The organism is Acinetobacter indicus (assembly GCF_009914475.1).
GTDB lineage: Bacteria > Pseudomonadota > Gammaproteobacteria > Pseudomonadales > Moraxellaceae > Acinetobacter > Acinetobacter indicus.
This window is the reverse complement of sequence record NZ_CP045198.1, coordinates 2,133,835-2,152,810: the sequence shown is the minus strand read 5'-3', so window position 1 is coordinate 2,152,810 and position 18,976 is coordinate 2,133,835. Positions and strand designations below refer to the sequence as shown.

General features: G+C 40.9%; 20 protein-coding genes. 14 read left to right on the top strand and 6 right to left on the bottom strand.

Going from position 1 to position 18,976, the window contains the following annotated elements; genetic code table 11:
* Nucleotides 1–76: 76 nt before the first annotated feature.
* The 9 genes from GA693_RS10690 (at nt 77) to GA693_RS10650 (ending at nt 9,995) form a co-directional block, all read left to right on the top strand.
* A complete protein-coding gene (locus tag GA693_RS10690; RefSeq protein WP_160240905.1) occupies nt 77–667 on the top strand; it encodes a LemA family protein in 591 nt (196 codons plus the stop codon).
* A 30-nt stretch (nt 668–697) separates the two neighbouring features.
* Nucleotides 698–1,735 (top strand): TPM domain-containing protein, encoded by a 1,038-nt coding sequence (locus GA693_RS10685; protein ID WP_160240906.1) that lies wholly within the window; start codon nt 698–700, stop codon nt 1,733–1,735.
* Nucleotides 1,729–2,289 (top strand): TPM domain-containing protein, encoded by a 561-nt coding sequence (locus GA693_RS10680; protein ID WP_160240907.1) that lies wholly within the window; start codon nt 1,729–1,731, stop codon nt 2,287–2,289. Before GA693_RS10685 ends, GA693_RS10680 begins: the two co-directional genes overlap by 7 nt.
* Nucleotides 2,290–2,499: 210 nt before the next feature.
* Nucleotides 2,500–3,027, top strand: a complete 528-nt coding sequence (locus tag GA693_RS10675) for a pilin (protein WP_160240908.1) — start codon at nt 2,500–2,502, stop codon at nt 3,025–3,027.
* A gap of 69 nt (nt 3,028–3,096) precedes the next feature.
* The gene (locus tag GA693_RS10670; protein WP_160240909.1) at nt 3,097–4,455 is read left to right on the top strand and encodes a sulfatase-like hydrolase/transferase; all 1,359 of its coding nucleotides are present in this window, start codon (nt 3,097–3,099) and stop codon (nt 4,453–4,455) included.
* 219 nt (nt 4,456–4,674) lie between these two features.
* Nucleotides 4,675–5,400: a TfpX/TfpZ family type IV pilin accessory protein gene (tfpZ, locus tag GA693_RS10665; RefSeq protein ID WP_160240910.1), complete on the top strand. Its 726-nt coding sequence runs from the start codon at nt 4,675–4,677 to the stop codon at nt 5,398–5,400.
* Nucleotides 5,401–5,726: 326 nt separating this feature from the next.
* Entirely contained in the window at nt 5,727–6,707 is a 981-nt protein-coding gene (locus GA693_RS10660; RefSeq protein ID WP_160240911.1) for an acyltransferase family protein, read from the top strand.
* A gap of 93 nt (nt 6,708–6,800) precedes the next feature.
* Nucleotides 6,801–8,003, top strand: coding sequence for a serine hydrolase domain-containing protein (locus tag GA693_RS10655; RefSeq protein WP_160240912.1), 1,203 nt, complete (start codon nt 6,801–6,803; stop codon nt 8,001–8,003).
* 351 nt (nt 8,004–8,354) lie between these two features.
* Entirely contained in the window at nt 8,355–9,995 is a 1,641-nt protein-coding gene (locus tag GA693_RS10650; RefSeq protein WP_160240913.1) for an O-antigen ligase family protein, read from the top strand.
* A 108-nt stretch (nt 9,996–10,103) separates the two neighbouring features.
* Here the strand turns inward: GA693_RS10650 and bfr are convergent, their stop codons facing one another.
* The 6 genes from bfr to gmk all read right to left on the bottom strand — a co-directional run bounded on the left by bfr (nt 10,104) and on the right by gmk (nt 14,902).
* Entirely contained in the window at nt 10,104–10,568 is a 465-nt protein-coding gene (gene bfr, locus GA693_RS10645; RefSeq protein WP_005180468.1) for a heteropolymeric bacterioferritin subunit Bfr, read from the bottom strand.
* A 226-nt stretch (nt 10,569–10,794) separates the two neighbouring features.
* Entirely contained in the window at nt 10,795–10,989 is a 195-nt protein-coding gene (locus GA693_RS10640) for a bacterioferritin-associated ferredoxin (RefSeq protein ID WP_034597991.1), read from the bottom strand.
* A 154-nt stretch (nt 10,990–11,143) separates the two neighbouring features.
* Entirely contained in the window at nt 11,144–11,527 is a 384-nt protein-coding gene (locus GA693_RS10635; protein ID WP_104513240.1) for a RidA family protein, read from the bottom strand.
* Nucleotides 11,528–11,598: 71 nt separating this feature from the next.
* Nucleotides 11,599–13,698, bottom strand: coding sequence for a RelA/SpoT family protein (locus GA693_RS10630; RefSeq protein ID WP_160240914.1), 2,100 nt, complete (start codon nt 13,696–13,698; stop codon nt 11,599–11,601).
* 222 nt (nt 13,699–13,920) lie between these two features.
* On the bottom strand, nt 13,921–14,202 hold the full coding sequence (rpoZ, locus tag GA693_RS10625; RefSeq protein ID WP_005013174.1) for a DNA-directed RNA polymerase subunit omega: 282 nt from the start codon (nt 14,200–14,202) through the stop codon (nt 13,921–13,923).
* A gap of 76 nt (nt 14,203–14,278) precedes the next feature.
* On the bottom strand, nt 14,279–14,902 hold the full coding sequence (gene gmk, locus GA693_RS10620; protein ID WP_045795273.1) for a guanylate kinase: 624 nt from the start codon (nt 14,900–14,902) through the stop codon (nt 14,279–14,281).
* A 135-nt stretch (nt 14,903–15,037) separates the two neighbouring features.
* Here gmk and ispH point away from each other — a divergent pair, with 135 nt between their 5' ends.
* From ispH to GA693_RS10595, 5 genes are all read left to right on the top strand, one after another.
* Nucleotides 15,038–15,988: a 4-hydroxy-3-methylbut-2-enyl diphosphate reductase gene (ispH, locus tag GA693_RS10615; protein WP_045795274.1), complete on the top strand. Its 951-nt coding sequence runs from the start codon at nt 15,038–15,040 to the stop codon at nt 15,986–15,988.
* A 163-nt stretch (nt 15,989–16,151) separates the two neighbouring features.
* Nucleotides 16,152–16,703 (top strand): pilus assembly FimT family protein, encoded by a 552-nt coding sequence (locus tag GA693_RS10610; protein ID WP_160240915.1) that lies wholly within the window; start codon nt 16,152–16,154, stop codon nt 16,701–16,703.
* Complete coding sequence (gene pilV, locus GA693_RS10605) at nt 16,700–17,215, top strand: type IV pilus modification protein PilV (RefSeq protein WP_104472464.1); 516 nt, start codon at nt 16,700–16,702, stop codon at nt 17,213–17,215. Before GA693_RS10610 ends, pilV begins: the two co-directional genes overlap by 4 nt.
* Nucleotides 17,215–18,177 (top strand): prepilin-type N-terminal cleavage/methylation domain-containing protein, encoded by a 963-nt coding sequence (locus GA693_RS10600; RefSeq protein WP_160240916.1) that lies wholly within the window; start codon nt 17,215–17,217, stop codon nt 18,175–18,177. The genes pilV and GA693_RS10600 overlap by 1 nt, the downstream gene beginning before the upstream one ends.
* Nucleotides 18,170–18,976, top strand: a complete 807-nt coding sequence (locus GA693_RS10595) for a PilX N-terminal domain-containing pilus assembly protein (protein WP_160240917.1) — start codon at nt 18,170–18,172, stop codon at nt 18,974–18,976. The genes GA693_RS10600 and GA693_RS10595 overlap by 8 nt, the downstream gene beginning before the upstream one ends.

Below are 18,976 nucleotides of genomic sequence, written 5' to 3'. Positions count from 1 at the left end.
AACAAAACTTTAGAAAATACTGTTTAAAATCAAATTAATTATATAAATATTAATAAAGAATTGAGGACAAGATATCATGCGTGTATTCAAACAATCTCTTATCGCCTTGATGCTGGCCAGTACCTTAACCCTGAGTGGCTGTGGCTATAACACTTTGCAAGTCAAGGATGAAGCAGTAACGGCAGCCTGGTCTGAAGTACAGAACCAGTATCAGCGTCGTGCCGATCTTGTGCCAAATCTGGTGAATGTCGTAAAAGGTTATGCCGCGCATGAAGAGCAGGTGCTTACAGAAGTCACTCAGGCACGAGCCAATGTAGCAGGCCTCAAAGTCGATCAGGAAGTACTGGAAAATCCTGAACTATTCCAGCGTTATCAGGAAGCACAGTCACAAATGACCAGTGCTTTGTCACGTTTATTGGCGGTCACTGAAAATTATCCAGACCTGAAAGCTAATCAGCAGTTCCGTGATTTGCAAGTACAGCTAGAAGGTACAGAAAACCGGATTGCCGTAGCGCGTAACCGTTATATTACCACAGTACAGGACTTCAACTCTTATGCGCGTCAGTTTCCACAAGTCATGACCGCCAAAGTGATTGGAATGGACACCAAACCGAACTTTAGCGCCGAGCAAAGTGCACAGAAAGCTCCAACGGTGTCTTTTGAATAACTTATAACGTATAAATAAGTGAGGAATCAGATGTCTGAGATGCTGCTGAAATACGGTGCTGGTTTAATTCTTATGTTGGGCATGGGAATGACAACACTTGTTTCAGCAGAAACGGCGACGGCTACAGATACTGAAGAAGTCATCGTAGCTCGTGAAATCTTACAGCCTAAAACGAATCAAAATACTCCGGCTCAAAATACAGAAACTGCAGCATCACAGCCACAAATTGCCAATGATATGGCAGAAGGGCAGCTTCAGCGCGATTTACCGAGTCTGAATGAACCGGTGATTGATCAGGCGAACTTGCTTAGTACTGCTGAAAAACAGCAACTCAGTCAGCGCATTCTAAAACTTTATAATGAAGGCAAAGGACAAATTGGAGTCGTGATTGTGCCGACCACGGGGCAAGAAGATATCTTTAGTTATTCTATGCGCGTGGCTGAGGCCTGGCAGTTGGGTTCGGCCAAACGTGATAATGGTTTATTGATGACCATTGCGATTAATGATCGCCGCATTCAGATTTTGACCGGTTATGGTCTGGAAGGTGTGTTGCCTGACATCGTGGCGGGTCGGATTATCAATGACAATATCACTCCGTATTTTAAACAGGGACAGTATGCTCAGGGCATTGATTCCGGACTAACCGAAATTGAAAGAATTTTAAATTTAGATCCTGAAATTGCAGCACAGGCGGCGGATGAACTGAAAGAGCGTCAGGAGCAGGCTTATCAGGCACAAAAAGCCAGTAAGGCGACGTTCAGTAGCGTGCTGTTTATTATTGTCGCAGGTGTCGTGGGATCCATGATTTTCGGCAGAAAACTGAGCGCTGTGACTGCCGCAGTTGTAGGGACGGCTGCAGGTCTGGTCAATGGCATGGGGCTGCTTGCAAGTTTGATGATTGGCGCAGGTATTTTCTTTTTATTGATCACTTCTATTGCCCAGCTGATTTTACATGCCTTCCTGGCTGGTGGCGGCCGGGGTGGTAGTAGTGGTCGTGGTGGTTTTGGCGGCGGCTTCGGTGGAGGCGGTGGTGGTTTTGGCGGGGGAGGAGCATCAGGCTCATGGTAACAACTACAGATACGACAGAAATTGTCACACAGCCCAAGCTCGTAGAACATGCACAGCCGAGTTTTAAGCGCTGGCTCAAGCATTTCTTTTATATGCCGGCAACCAAGCGCTTTTTTTCCAAGCAGGATCAGCATGCAATTGCGCTTGCAGTTGAACAAGCCGAGCATGGACATGTCGGGGAGATTCAGGTAGTGATTGAAGGCTGTTTGCCTTCACGATCTGCTTATTATCAGGATACACTTTGTCGTGCCCGGCAACTCTTTGCTGAAATTGGGGTTTGGGATACCGAATATAATAGTGGGGTATTACTTTATTTGAATCTGTGCGAGCACAAGGTTGAAATTGTGATTGATCGGGGAATTAAGAATGCAACCACCCAGCAAGTCTGGGATGAAATCTGTCAAAGCATCATTCAAAATCTGGCTCAGCAGCAGTATAAAGAAGGTGTCATTGAAGGGGTTAAGCAGATTGGAGAGGTTCTAGATCAGTACTATGATCGTAAAATAGATGATTTAAATAATGAATTAGGAAATAAGCCAATTATTCTGGGGTGATTTTAGTCAACTAACTGACAAAATTTGTCAGTTATTTACACAAAATAAAACACAAAAATTACAAAAAGAAAAATATTTTTTTAAAGTGCTGTTTTTTCTCTCAAAATTATTATAATAAAACTTGGCATACTTAGTGCTAAATATAAAATTAAGCTAAATGAGCTTTGTCTTTAGGCTTATAAATAAACAAAAACATTTGTGGAGAATGTTATGAAATCAGTTCAAAAGGGTTTTACTCTTATCGAATTAATGATCGTTGTTGCGATCATTGGTATTCTTGCAGCGATTGCGATTCCTCAATACCAAAACTACATTGCGAAGTCTCAAGTAAGCCGTGTAATGTCTGAAACAGGTGCAATCAAAACTGCGATTGAAACATGTATGATGGATGGTGTTGCTCCAGCTTCGTGTAATGTAGGTTGGACCAACAGTAATATTCTTGGTGGTGAAGACACTCCTGCTGCTGAAGGTGGTGAAGGTGAGATTACAAACCTTCAAACTGGTTTAACAGCGAAATATGATTTAGATGAAAATACAGCAGCTATTACGGCTAAGTTCGGTGGTAGTGCAGCGTCTGCGGTGCGTGGTGAAACACTTTCTTGGGGTCGTAATTCTGATGGTATTTGGAGCTGTGCTACAACTGTAGACCAAAAATATCGTCCAGCAGGTTGTGCAACATCTGGTTCAGCAGCAGCAGCTCAAGATGCTGGTGATGAAGCAGCAAAAGCTGGTGCTTAATTCCTAAGTATCGATAAGAGGGCATATGCCCTCTTATTTTTTATCTCGCTTTTATTTTTATAGATGATTATGAACGATAATTTTAAAAATATTCTCATTTGTGTGCTGATTATTGCCATTGCCAACTTTTCAATTGCTACCTTGGCATGGTGGACAGGTACTGAGCGTTCAATTATTAATATTGATTATTTTTTACCCTTATTGGGTTTGTTTTTTAGAAAAAAAATCATTTATATTGTTTTATTTTTAATTGTTTATTTCTTTGATTTTTTAATGGTTTTTGCGCAAATCTTTCCATTTATTCGTTTAGAGGATATTGCCTACCTATTAAAATTTTCTTTTATATCTTCTAAAAGTTATCAGCTCTATTCAGTTCTATTATTTGTGTTTGTAGCACTTGAAATTTGGTTGATTACAAAATTATTCAAAGAGCAACAGAAAACCTCTCTGCTGTGTGCATTTAATATTCTTATTTTTTTATTCGCCTATGAGGAATATTTTAGAGATTATATGTCCAATGGCTTCTGGAAACCTTATGGTGAAAGAGTGGTTTATTCACAATTGTTGCAGTACAGAGACTATACCAATAAAGCCTTTCTTGAAACTTATGATATCGAAGGTGAGGCTTTTCAAAAAGGTAAAACCCAAAGTGCAACTCAAGATTTATTTAAAAATCAAAAACATGAAAAAGTACTACTCATTGTCAATGAATCTTGGGGAGTGCCGTTTGATGACAATATTAATCAGCAGATGATGAAAGGTATCCGTGAAAATAAAAATGTCATCAACTACCAATATAAAACCTTAGATTTTGAAGGCTATACACTGGCTGGCGAATTAAGAGAATTGTGCCAAAAAGCACCGATACATTTTAATTTAAGAGAACAGCAGAAAGGTTTTGAACATTGTTTACCAAATATTTATAAACAACGCGGTGTTGAAACCGTAGCGGTACATGGGGCACTAAGTATTATGTATGATCGTGCTTTTTGGTACCCAAGAGCGGGCTTTAATACTTTAATGTTTAGAGATGTGAATTTAGATTTGCCTGAGTCTAATTGCTATTCTTTCCCAGGGAATTGTGATCGAGATATTGCAGTGAGGGTTGCTGAACAATTTGAAAAAAATGACAAATTATTTTTATATTGGTTGACCTTAAATACACATTCTATTTTTGACTTAAGAGATCTAGAAGTTGATGTGTTCGATTGTAAGGAAATGGGGGTAAGCGTTCGAAGTGCTGCATGCAGAAACCTGAAACTACAAGCTCAATTCTTTGACACGCTGTCTAACTTGATACAAAAAGAAGAATTCAAAGGTACCAAAGTGATCGTGGTAGGTGATCATGATCCACCAATTATTGCGAGCGAGGATAGTACATTTTTTGAGTCACAGATTCCAATAATTGAATTTGAAATTGCAAAATAAATTTTGCATGGCTACACAGTGGTTCAATTTAAGTGCCATTTTTCATAAGCGCATTTTTGTGTGGGAATACCATGAATTTTCTCGGTTGGTCTGCCATGATAGAATCGCTTCGACATAGGAAAAATATTGCAGTGAGCATGAATTGAAACATTCTATGATGCAGTTAGATGATTTTTATTTTAAGGATTTGTAAATAATATAAAGGTGTTCAATTTTACTATGTCTCAGCGAATTCGATATTTTTTAGCTCATTTATGCATATCTACTCTTGTAGGTTTGATGCTAATCGGAATGGTTTTTTTTGTTTGGTATCCATTCCCATTGGCGAAAGCTGTGGGCGTGACACAGATTATTTTAATTTTGATTACGGTGGATGTTATTATTGGTCCATTATTGTCTCTTTTGGTCTACAAAGTTGGTAAAAAAACCTTAAAAAAAGATTTACTCATTATTATTCTGCTGCAAATCACAGCACTTATCTATGGCTTATATAATATTGTCTCATCAAGGCCATCGTGGATTGTGCAAAATGGCGATGTCTTTGAATTGGTAAGATATAACCAAATCCTTATAGATGAAGATCATCAGATTGCTGACGAATATCAAAGCCCTCCATGGTTTAGACCGCAATGGGTGGCAATTCAATCACTTGCTCAGAAAGATGAATCTTTTGTTCAAGATGCTATAGCAGGTATTCCTACGTCTATAAAGCCGTATAGATATACGTCTTTATCACATGAGTCAGCACGTTTACAAGAATATTCACAAGATTTAAAGCATCTGACTCATTTTAATCCACCCAATGATATTAATACGACCTTAAAGCAGTTTCCAAATGCAGGTGCATGGATGCCATTAAGAACAGGTGGGATTGATATGGTGGTGCTCATTGATAAAAAAAATGCAGCGGTGCTTGAGATCGTTGACCTCCGTCCATGGAACTAATTTGACGCATAGCTACAGTGAGTTAATAAGACTTTTAAATCATAAGTGCTGAATTTGTTTAAATAGACCGAATAATTTAAGCATAGTGAGAGGAATGGATAAGATTGGCATCGATTGAAAATAAATATTCTTATTTAATGGATAATTTTAGAATAATTGCAATTTTTTCATTTCTATCGAAATAATTTTTTTCTATTTAGAGTGGATTATTCATTCTTTATTAAATTTTAAAGGGAGATTTTGTTTTATATCGTCGTTTAAACTTTTATTTTGAATAAAAAATAAGTCTTTTATTATCATTGGTTGCTTAAAGAGATCGAAAAGAAATGAGGCATAATCCAGCCTTAGATGGTCTGAGAGCAATTGCAATATTATTTGTTTTTATCGGACATATTTTCTCAAGCTACTTACATGTGGCTTGGACAGGTGTAGAAATTTTTTTTGTTTTAAGTGGTTATTTGATTACAGGGACACTCTTACAACATAACGATTATGTCTACTTTTATAAAAGGAGAGCATTACGAATTTTACCTGCACTCTTTATTTTTCTTTTTGTATTTTTGATTGTCAGCTATTTATTAAACATTGCATATAGCAGCCCTTTTTTATTTGCTTCAGTATTTTTTTACTCCAATTGGATCTTTGCTTTCAATATTGAGCCCAGTAATTATCTTACTCATCTTTGGAGTTTGGCTGTGGAGGAACAGTTTTACCTTGTTTTTCCTTGGTTATTGATTCTTTTTGCCCGTTATCCAAGAGTTTTATTGCTGTGTTTTATACTGTGTTTTTGTTATAAATGGCATTTTTTTCATGTAGAGTGGTCTTTTCGACGGATTTACTATGGTACTGATACAAGAATGGCTTCTTTTTTATTAGGTGCTATTTTATATTTTATCCATATAGATAAAATCCGCTGCAAAATTCCTTTTAAGCCTGTTTATGTACACTATTTATCAGGCTTAGCATTTTTACTTTTACTGCTTATTTCACTATACGGTATCAATAAAAATAATTTTTACTGGGCATTTTTGAGTAATTTGTGGATTGCGATTCTCATTTACTTTTCGTACGATCAGCATTTGGTTGTAAATCGTATTCTGTCCTGCAGAATACTACGTTGGATCGGACAATTGTCTTTTGGTTTGTATCTTTGGCATTATCCTGTTGTAAGATTTCTTAGAGCAGATTATCCGTGGTACGTCGTAGTAGGTGTGGGGCTACCACTGACCTTTTTATGTGCTTATTTATCTTATCGTTATATTGAAAAGCCATTGTTACAACGTGAGAAAAATAAATTTTTGTCTTAACTGAGCACTTTACTGATTTTTTAAATACATATTTTAAATATTGAGATGTGCTGTTTCATACCGAGTCAGTAGCATCAATTTAAGGGGAAGTGGATGTCTACTAAGTCGATGAAATTACAAAAAAAAGATGTTCTAATTTTATTGCTGCTAATCATCTTGTTGGTGGTGGGTACTTATTGGTGGACGAATTACCCATTAAAAGTCGAACGGGCATGGTATTGGGTGCAATATCCGCTCATCAAACGTAGCATACACTGTTCAGATCAAGCGCCAAGTTTTATGCATGAGATAATGCTTGATACGATCAAGCAACAAAAAACCATGTCGAATCAAGTGGCATATTTAAGTCCGAATGGACAATTGCATCATTGTGAAAGTGGTTGGGAAGATGGTTTTATGGGCGAAAGAAAGATTACAGATCATTCACGTTTTCTCTACGCCAGTCTCACGAAAGTGGTCACTTCGGCAATGATTCTAGACTTAATTGATCAAGAAAAAATTCATTTGGATCAACCAATTTTAGAAATTTTACCTGTACCAGAGCCACCACAAGATCCACGCATAGAACAAATTACAGTGGAAATGTTATTGCAGCACAGCGCTGGATTTGATCGTCAGAAGACGCTTACCCCAATGATGAATATGGGCCAAAAACCTTGGTGCCCAACACAGTTGAATGAGTTGGCAAATGTTAAACTCGACTTTGAACCTAATACCCAATTTAAGTATTCTAATCTTGGCTATTGTTTGTTGGGCGCGATCATCGAAGAAGTGACTGGATTGTCGTATCGAACTGCTGTCGAGCAAAAGTATCAACTGTCTTCGTATCAGATGAAATTCATCAACAATGATTTTTTGCCAGACGAAATTCAATATGATTATCGCAATGAAAATTTCTATACTGAGTTTTGGCGTTCAGAATTTGACTTTAAAGATTCCTTATCTGCAGTAGGAGGATTGTCAGGTTCCGCAACACAATTGTTGCGTTTAATCAAAAAGATTTTAGACCAGCAAAATGCCAATATCTTGCAACATAGTAAAATACCATGTGCTAATCATATTTGGGATGGGTGTTATGGCTATGCTATGGATCCTTACCAAGCGACAGGGCAGACTTTTACAGTCTATCATCGTTCTGGCTATTTCCCTGGAGTAGGGCATGATCTATTTGTCGATGATCGTGGTGGAGTATTGGTAATTTTACGCGGTGCGACTACTGCAAAACATATTAGTTTAAATGCGTCTAGAGAGCAAATTTATAAACAGTTGTTAAAGTATTATAAAACTAAACTCTAACTAGTTGAGGCATATCAGCATGCGCACGATTTTATTGGATATTGGCTGACTTGATGAGCAATGTGAATGGGTAGTGAATACTTAACCAAGTAAAATAGCCACTAGGTCTGAGCATGCGATCTATAAAGCTATAAGTTTGAACCGGTTCTCTTACAGTTAAATAAGCTAAGGTGTTTAATAGCACAAAATTGAAAGAATAAGCAGGTTGATTAAGAGGGAGCGAGTTAAGTTTTTTAAGATCGTTAACTTACACCTTTTGAACTCACCATGGGTTAGTTAACTAAAAAGCAGATTACCCAATAATCTACTTTTTGATTATCATGTGCTAAATTTTTATGATTCATTGACCACATGAAATTCACGCTCGCCCTCATCGCAGCACTTCTTATCTCCATTGCATGGCTCATGCCCGTGCATTATAGGCCTTGGGTCACCTATACCGGCGAGCTATATGCTTTTCTTGCGCTGTTCGCTTTAGCGGCTATTTTTCTAAAAGAAAAACTGACTCTTCCAAAAATAAGCCTGCCTTTGCTGGCCTTAACCGCTGTCCCATTTATCCAATGGGCTTGTGGTTTGCTATTCTTTTTTGATAAAGCGCTATTTAGCAGTCTGTATATTTTTGGATTCTGGCTGGCAATCGTATTGGGCTATAACCTGACCTTAGATGCCGCGCAGCGAGAAAAAATATTTACGGGTTTAAGTTATGTCTTTGTAGGTGTCGGTACCCTAACTGGTCTCATGGCTATTTGCCAATGGCTCACCATCGACCAGTATTTCCCGTTTATGGTGGATATCCGTACCGATCAGCGTCCTTATGCCAACTTTGCCCAGCCGAACAATATGGCGACCTTTCTAGTCATGTCCTTGATGGCCTGTTTATATCTATATGAAAAACAGAAACTGAAAACCATGCTCTTAGTTGTAGCTGGTTTGGTGATCTTAAGCGGGGTAGTGCTGAGTCAGTCGCGTACCTCTTGGGTCGCCTCGCTGTGTATTCTGGCTTATCTTGGTTATCAGCAATACCAAGGCTATATCCGCCTGAAATGGTTCTATAGCGTGCTCTGGTTTGCAACTTTTGTTGGTTTGATCTTTATTGCACCTTCCGTAAGTCAGCTACTCTCACAAAGCGCAGATATAGCGGTACAATCTCGTGATGTGGTACAGCGCGCTACCGGTGATATGTCACGATTGGCAATCTGGGAGCAAATGCTACACGCAATTGCTCATCAGCCCTGGTTTGGCTATGGCTGGCATCAGACCAGTGTCGCTTACACCACGATTAGTGAATTTTTCCAGGGACCGGTATGGATTCGTAGCGCCCACAATGTGGTGCTCGATCTTCTGCTCTGGAATGGTCTGCTGATTGGCCTGCCATTATTGGCTTATCTGGTCTATTGGGGCTATCAGCTACATCGGCAGGTGAATTCAACTATTTCGGTGATTGGCCTGTTGATGCTCGGTGCCTTCCTGATTCATGCCATGCTGGAATTCCCGCAGAACTATGCTTATTTTCTGCTCCCCACCGGTTTTATCTTGGGGATTGTACAATCACAACGTCTAGGTGCTGGCGTGCAGTTATCGCCAATATTCATGCGGGTTGGCTTTGGCGTGGGCTTAGTCCTGCTGCTGCTAATTTATCGTGATTATGAAGTGATGGTGCCAAAGCTGAATCAATCGGTGCGTTATGAAAAGACACCGGAAAAAATCACCAATCAGGATCAGATTTATCTGCTCGAGGAATTTAACCGTCGTATTGCCTGGATTCGTCTGAATCCGTATAGCCAGCAAAGCCCGCAGCAATTACAGCAGATTCATGAAATTGTGCTGAATTATCCAACCCAGTATGACCTGCTTAAATATGCCCGGGTGCTGGCATTTAATGGCTATGAAGCAGAAGCCAAACAGCAGCTGGAGCTGTTAAAGGTCTTGCGCAAGGTCGAGGTGGATTATGACAGCTTGCTGGATGGAGTAGAAATCAGACAGGAACCATAAATCATCTTATGATTTTTAAGGCTGCTGTTTGGGATTTTAAAGAAATCCAAGAAATAAAAAAGACCGGACTTCCGGTCTTTTTTATACAGTTAATCTTTTTAATTGAGCTTAGAGCTGACTCTGAATATAGTTTTCAATACCGACAGATTCAGTTAAATCCAGTTGCGTGGTCGCCCAGTCCAGATATTCTTCTTCTTTTTCCAGAATTTCCTGAACCAGATCACGGGTCACATAATCCATTTCCTGTTCAGCCAAAACGACGGCTTTCTGAATGGCTTCAATATTTTCTTTGACTTTACGGACATCACAGTTCAGCACTTCAACCGTGTGCTGACCAATATACAGTTTGCCCAGATGTTGCAGATTCGGCAGACCTTCTAGAAATAAAATCCGCTCGATAATTTTATCGGCATGTTTCATCTGACGAATTGATTCTTTGTATTCCGCCGAACCGAGTTGCTCAATGCCCCAGTCATTAAACATGCGTGAATGTAAAAAATACTGGTTAATAGCGGTTAAATGATGATACAGCACCTGATTCAGCTGATTAATCACCTCACGATTGCCTTTCATTGCACTACTCCATCTCACAATTTCTGCCCTAAACAGTTTTAAGGCAATCTAGAGCTTTATCTTAAACAAGATGATGGACGATGGCGAGTAATTTATTGAACAGCAAATGAAAATCGTCATCAATGCGATTCGGCAGCAATGCCCGGTCGGGCAATAAAAACCCGCCTGAGTCAGAAGCGGGGGAGGAGAGTCGGCCCACGGACCGAAGGATTTATTCTTATTGGAATTAGGCAGCAACTGCGAGCCGACCGGCAAGCTCAGCCACTTCATCACTAATAATGGCACGTGCTTCAGGGGCACAGCGGCCACAGCAGGTTCCCAGATCCAGCAGGTCACGAATTTCGCGATAGCTTTCAGCACCATTCGCTACGGCGTCTTTAATGTCTTGATCTGTAATACCACGGCACAAGCAAACGTACATTGATACAACCATGAAGAATTAAATAAGATAAGTGTTATTATTGATAATTATTATCGTTTGTCAATAAAAATCATTTGAAAATTCATTTGTTGTGATTGGGTTTTTGAATAAAAAAATACCATCTTATCGATGGTATCTTTTTTGTGCAGCTAAGTTATTGATTAACAATCACCACGCCATCCATTTCAACCAGTGCACCTTTGGGTAGGCTGGCCACACCTAAAGCGGCGCGTGCTGGATATGGCTGGGCAAAATATTCACCCATAATCTGGTTCACCAACTGGAAATTGGATAAGTCGGTCAGGTAGATATTGAGTTTGGCAATATCAGCCAGCGTGCCACCTGCGGCTTCACAAACGGCTTTCAGGTTGTCAAAAACACGGCGGATTTGCGCTTCAATGCCTTCAACCAGTTCCATGCTGTAAGGATCAAGGCCGATCTGTCCTGACAGGTACACGGTATTGCCAACTAAAATGGCTTGAGAGTATGTACCAATGGCAGCAGGCGCATTTTCAGTATGGATTACTTGGCGGGACATCGATTTCTCCTTTTATAAGTATGGACAGCATAAACGATTAGCCGGGCAGGCTCAGGCCTATCGTATCATGATTAACAGGCTTTGGATGTTTCGGCAATATTGGGCGGCAGTTCCAGACGGATAATCCGCGGGAAACCAAAATGCATGCGCAGGTCGCGAATAATCTGGGCAATCTGCTTACGGTTATTTACCACAATATTGACATAGGTCTTGGCATCGTGGCTACGGACCATTTCCACCCCGGTTTTGGCTTTACGGCATTGATAGATCAGGTCAGAAATCTGCTCATCATTCATTTCAATATCAATGCATAAATAGGCGGTGAAGCTGACGTCATCGACATCATCCGAGTTCCACTGTAGCGGCATGATATTTTCCGGATGCAGATGCTGTTCATGCAGCAGGTTATGGCAACGCGCGCGATGCACAATTAAACCACGGCGGGATAAATGGCCCTGAATCGGATCGCCAAGCACCGGATTACAGCAATGCGCATATTTAACATCAATGCCTTCGGTGCCCTGAATCAGACGATCCGAAACTTCCGAGCTGCTGTCCTGTGAATAGAGATGGTTGGCCACCAGTTGCGGTAACAGGTCACCGACTGCAATCTGTTCAAACAGGCGTTCTTTACTGTCGATATGACGCCATTGCAACAGGTTAATCCAGTCGTCTTCGCTTAAATCTTTAATCGAACAGTTAAACAGTTTTAAGGCACGGTTAAGGGCCTGCTCACCCACCAGACGCTGCTCGTCAATATCCTGATCACGCAGAATGTTTTGCAGGGCACGGCGTGCTTTCTGGGTGTTAATAAAGCTGAGCCAATCTGGGTTTGGGGTGGCCAGTACATCGGTAATCACTTCTACCACCTGGCCGCTGGTCAGCGGAGTAGAGAGCGGTTTGATTTCTCCATTAATTTTGGCACCGACCGCATGGTTACCGAGGAACAGGCTGGCCGAATAGGCAAAATCAACTGCGGTAGCGCCTTGCGGTAATTCATGCAGATGGCCATGCGGAGTATAAACCCAGATTTTTTCCTGATGCAGATAATCCAGCAGTTCGCTAAAGGTGGTTTTGGCACAGGCGCCATCAATCAGCACGTTTAGGTTTTGCATCGAGGCCTGAATCGCCGAGCGGCAGGCTTGCGGTGCATTCTCACCGAGAACCACGCCAAAACGGGCTGCTTTACGCATCAGCTCGGTTTGAATGGTTAAGGATAAGGTGGTTTCTTCACCTTTCAGCCGCAGCATCAGCGACTGGTTGCCACCCGGTAAGGGCCGGCGAATATGATCGGCAAAATGCAGCACCTGAAAATGTTCACGTAAAATATCGGCTAAGCGGTCACAGTCGGCGATGCTTTGCAGAATAATTTCAAAGGCGTGGCTGTGAGTCAGCTCTTGCAGATCGATGTCGTTTTTGACGAAATAACGGAGCAGTTCGATATTGTTATTTTTCTTTTTAATCCGGCCGCTAATTTGATGATATTGCAGCAGCTCGGCCAGGTTCTTTTCCCATTTGGCCTGATATTCACAGCGTTTCGGCTTGGTTTCTAGCAGGGCGGCCTGAACATTATTGAACATATCTAGGTCAAGATTCTGGTAGCACAGATGTTCCAGGTTGTCGGCCATTTCATTCATACCGACAATACGCGCCATCGGCACAAAAATATCAAAAGTTTCCTGGGCAATGCGGGCGCGTTTATCTGGACGCAAGGCATCTAGCGTGGTCATATTGTGATAGCGGTCAGCCAGTTTAATAATGATCACACGCGGGTCTTGCAGGGTCGCTTGCAGGATTTTACGGAAGGACGCGGCTTTATTATATTCTTTATCACTGGAATGGCTGAGTTTGGTGACGCCATCGACCAGCTCGGCCACGGTTCGGCCAAATTTCTCGGTAATATCTTCTTTGCTAAATTCGGTATCTTCAATCACATCATGCAGCAGCGCCGCCATCAGGGTTTCGGTATCCAGACGCATATGCGCCAGAATGCAGCTGACTGCAATCGGATGCAGAATATAAGGCTCGCCGCTTTTACGGGTCACGCCATCATGCGCCAGATCGGCATAGTCACAGGCCGCAAGCACGCGCTCGCTATCGCTTTCACTCAAGTAAGCGTCGATAATCATATTTAGTTGCTGTTTGGCTTGGCTGACCTCTGCGCCTGGCATATACCACCTTTAACTACAATGCTCGTAACAATCACAAAAACTGATCTTCTAATGAAAAACATATTGCATGACTTGTCAATTTTTTTCACCGAAAATATCGAAATAAAAGCTCGTTGTAATTACGAGTTCCGATGCTTATGTTATAACGGTTATTGCGCAAATATTAAAGTTCAAATAATAAAAAAGCCTAGTAAAAAACTAGGCTTTTCAGGATGTATTTTCTTATTGGAAAGAAAAACCATCTAAATTCAAGTTATTTGCTGAAAGTGCAAGGTCAAGGCTAGAGGCTTGGTAGTCCTGATCGCGTTGTTTCAAAATGTCTTTAGAAACGTGGCCTTCTGCAATTTCACGTAAAGCAACAACGGTAGGTTTGTCGTTGTCCCACTCAACGGTAGGTTCAATTCCTTGACGTGCCAATTGACGCGCGCGTTTGCTTGCCACTAGTACAAGCTCAAAGCGGTTGTCTACATGGTCTAAACAATCTTCAACGGTGACGCGTGCCATAAGAGTTCTCGTTTGAATGGTAAATTTAAACAGACTGTGCAGTATAAGGTGCTTTGCCTGAAGACTCAAGTTTTAATCAGGGTGCTGTAGGGGTAATCAGCTTCTGGATTAACTCCTGATGACGGTTGGCCTGCTGGCTTAACACCAGACGGTTGGCAATAATCACGGCTTCCAGGTCATGCAGGGCTTTATTAAAGTCATCATTGATAATCACATAGTCAAAGTTGACATATTGCTGCATATCTTCTACTGCACAGCTTAAGCGATGTTCAATTACATCGACAGCATCGGTGCCGCGATTGGACAGGCGCTGGCGCAAGTCAAACTGGCTTGGCGGTAAAATAAAAATCTGTTTCGATTCAGGAAAAAGTTTGCGCACCTGCTGCGCACCTTGCCAGTCTATTTCCAGCAGGACATCGTGACCTTTGGCCAGTTGCTCTTTGACCGTGGCTTGGGCTGTTCCATAATAATTGCCAAAGACTTCGGCATATTCAATAAAACCGCCTTGTTGCACCAGGTCAATAAAATCCTGTTTCTGGGTGAAATGGTAATGAACGCCGTCCAGTTCGCCAGGACGTTGACCACGGGTCGTGTGGGAAACAGAAACGTGCAGATTGTTAACACGTTCAAGCAGGGCTTTAACAAGGGATGTTTTGCCTGTTCCTGAAGCTGCAGAAACGACAAACAAGAGACCCGACATGATATTTTTCCTGATATGATAAAATATCTTCTCTATTTTAGAGCAGAGCTGGCTTAAACAAAATAGTTAAGCATCTATTTGTTTGCATTAATTTCGCATCTGTCTGCAAAAGTTGAAATGAATATCGAGGGTTCTATGGAAATTGTATTGGCTAATCCACGTGGTTTTTGTGCGGGTGTGGACCGTGCAATTGCGATTGTGAATCGTGCCCTTGAATGCTTTAATCCACCAATTTATGTACGTCATGAAGTGGTGCATAACAAGTTTGTGGTCGATGATTTACGTCAGCGTGGTGCGATTTTTGTAGATGAGCTGGATGAAGTGCCAGACGACAATATTGTGATTTTTAGTGCACATGGCGTGTCGAAAGCAGTCCAGCAGGAAGCTGAGCGCCGTGGCCTGAAAGTGTTTGATGCCACCTGTCCGCTGGTGACCAAGGTGCATATTGAAGTGACCAAATATGCCCGTGAAGGGGTCGAGGCGATTTTAATTGGACATGAAGGCCATCCTGAAGTGGAAGGCACCATGGGTCAATATGACAAGAAAAATGGTGGTGAAATTTATCTGGTGGAAGATGAAGAAGATGTTGCGGCTTTAAGCGTGCGTCATCCTGAAAAAGTCGCGTTTGTTACGCAGACCACGCTGTCGATTGATGATACTGCCAAAGTGATTGATGCCTTGCGCCAGAAATTCCCGCAGATTCAGGGACCGCGTAAAGATGATATCTGTTATGCCACCCAGAACCGTCAAGATGCGGTGCGTGATTTAGCTAGTCAGTGTGATGTAGTGCTGGTGGTCGGGTCGCCAAACTCGTCGAATTCGAACCGTTTACGTGAACTGGCCGAACGCATGGGTAAACAGGCGTATCTGGTCGATAATGCCGATCAGCTGGATCAGGCCTGGTTTAATCCTGAAACGAAAATTGGTGTGACTGCCGGTGCGTCTGCTCCGGAAATTTTAATTAAACAGGTGATTCAGCGTTTGCAGGACTGGGGGGCAACCGCACCTGCCGAGCTTGCTGGTCGTGAAGAGAACATTACCTTTAGTTTACCGAAAGAGTTACGTATTCCTGTAACTCAGGCTTAAACTGAGAAGTAGATAACAGTCTAATTTTTCTTTTAAAAATAAGCAGATGATTGTGATATGACAGTCATCTGCTTTTTTATGCCTTTTATCTGTTCTGTGTAGTTTTTGTAACTTTAATAAGTATGATTTTAACTGGGCCAACATTTTTGCCTAGGGGGAGAGCATGCGAAAAAGTCAGGGATTTACCTTAATTGAATTGATGGTCACGATTGCAGTACTGGCGATTGTGGCGATGATGGCGGCGCCTTCTTTTACAGATATGTTGCAAAAACGTAAATTAGAAAGTGAAGTTAAAGATCTTATCCATATTTTAAGTCAGGCAAGAAGTCAGGCTGTTTTATTAAAAACTAATATTGTGGTGGGGCTTAATTCATCTTCTTCGAATACTGCAACAAATTATTTTTGGAAGCCTCAATCTGAAGGAATTTTGATTAAGAATATACCTGATGGCCATATTGCTCCTCCAGATATTGTATTTAATGCACAAGGTATATATATGCCTCGTCATTTTGTCAAAATGAAGCGAGAAACAAATTCTGAGGGTGACGAAATTTGGGTAGCTGACCAGATCAATATCGATGGCAGTATGGTCGATCAATTGGAGAGTTATTCAAGAAATATTATTTTATGTTCTAAAAAACTAAAAGTATCTAAAACAATTAATTACTCTGTCATTGGGACTTTTGATTCTATTGAGGAAGGGGTATGTTCATGAATACAGCTTATCAACGTGGTGTTGGGCTAATGGAAGTCTTGGTAGCCCTTCTCCTCTTAGCAATAGGTGTGTTGGGTTATACCGCATTGCAAGTACGTGCGGTTGAGGCGAGTACGGAAGCAACCCAAAGGTCTCATGCTTTATTTGTACTTAAAGGGTTGGCTGAGAGCATTCGTGCAAATAATACAGGAAGGACAGCCTATCAAAATTTAGTAAATACAGCTCAGGAATCGGTGCATGCGAAAGCATGTATTAATTCTAATAACTTATGTACGGCAGAAAATCTCGCTCGAGCAGATGTGGCTCAAGCGCAAGCTAATGCTGGAAACTTTGGGATGCAGTTACGCATGGAGGTATGTCCAGGCGTAGCCAATGTGACGGGTGAAGAGACACGTATGTGTCTGTATGCAGCTTGGGGAGCAACAAATATAACGGCGAATACAACAGCATGTATGAATGCAACAGGTGTCTATGTGGTTGGATCAAGCTGTTTGATGATGGAGCTATACTAATGAAAATATTCCATAATCAAATACAAAAAGGCTTTACTTTACTTGAGCTAATGATTGCATTGGCTTTAGGGTTGATCATTACAGCGGCAGCTATCCAACTGATCTTAGGTAGTTTTATTACCACTAAACTTCAAGATGCGAATGCTCAAATTCAAGATAGTGGCTTATTTGGGCTGGAGTATATTGTTAAAGATATTCAATTAATTAATTATGGTAATGATAATAAATTTGAAATTAGAGCAAATACAGAAAATGGCGGTTTAGTTTTAAATACTGCGAATATAGTTGCAACAACTGTGAATGGACTTCCAGTTGCTGATTTAGTGAGTCAATCTAATGGGCTATCTAATATGGAAGAGATAGAGAGTGATCAGCTGACTATACAATTTGTAGCACCAATACAAATGTTAAATTGTGAGGGGGTAAATGTTCGTGCTGGAGATCTAATTGTTCAGCGTTATTTTATTCGGGATGATACTACACATTTATCATTAGTATGCGATGCGAATATACCAACTCCAGCACAAATAGATGAAATAATTGTCAATAGTGATGGTAGTGAAGAATCAAGAAAAATAGATAATCCTCCCCAAAAAAAACCCACAATATTGAATGGGTTGGGGGTAAATGCTCAAGTCGTTATTCCTCGTATTGACCAGTTTAAGGTGTTGATAGGAGGTATGGATAATAATGGGGCTATTGCTTATTACGATATCCCAACTTTTAAAACAAAACCTAATTTAAAAGCAGTAGCAATTAAATTAAGTGTTTTAGTCCGAGCGGAGAATATAGTCTCGAGTCAAAATATTAATCCTGCTCAGGAGTTTAATTTATTCGGTATTGAAAGCTTAAGTGGATTTTCCGGGTCCTTGTCAGATCAAACAGCAGCAAACCGTATTCCTCGACAGGTTTATATCGCAACGGTGGCTCTTCGGAATGGATTAGGGGAAAATGATGACTGAGCAAACGATACATATAAATATTCATAAAGAGCAAGGCTCAACATTGGTAGTGGTTTTATTTTTGTTATTGATCATTATGATTGTGGGAACATATGCAATTAAAACAGGGATAACGTCATTACGTATCTCAACTAATGCACAAATAAACCAGTTATTAACTCAGGCTGCCGATACGCCATTAAATAAATATCTCAATACCGTGGATTTAACACGCTTAATGAGTTATTCAACTGCAGTAGGTGCTGCAATTGATGAAAAAGCACCCAATCGGGAATTCATTTTCTGCTACAAACCACGTGTAGGGCGGGTATTTGGCTCAATTGTAGATACTTCTGTCATTGCCGCAAATGAGACTGAGGATGGGGCTAGATTGGTTGATAGTGGTATCAATGGTCTCTGTGATTTAACTCAAGATTTTGGTAGTGCTCGTCAGGCTGTAGTAACTCAAGTGGCAATTACCATACCTCGTGAAAGGGACCCTACAAAACAAGTAGGATCTCATTTAGTGCGTGGTACAAATTTAAGCATAGGCTCAGGTCTACCTAAAAACCTTATTTCAAGTCAAGCAATTCGAGTAACCACTACGGCATTTTTGCCAGCTTATGCCAATACTACAATTACAAATTTGCAAGCCGCTTGTTTATCGAGCAATAACGTTTTTATTTCAGATAATTTAAGCGCAGAAATGAGTACTAAGCGAACATTAAAAGACTGTTTGATGGATTTTAATGTACCAGTAGTGAGCCAAGTACAAGAGTTTAACTTGGCTTCTTTTCTTGAACAAACTGTCGCGCCATAA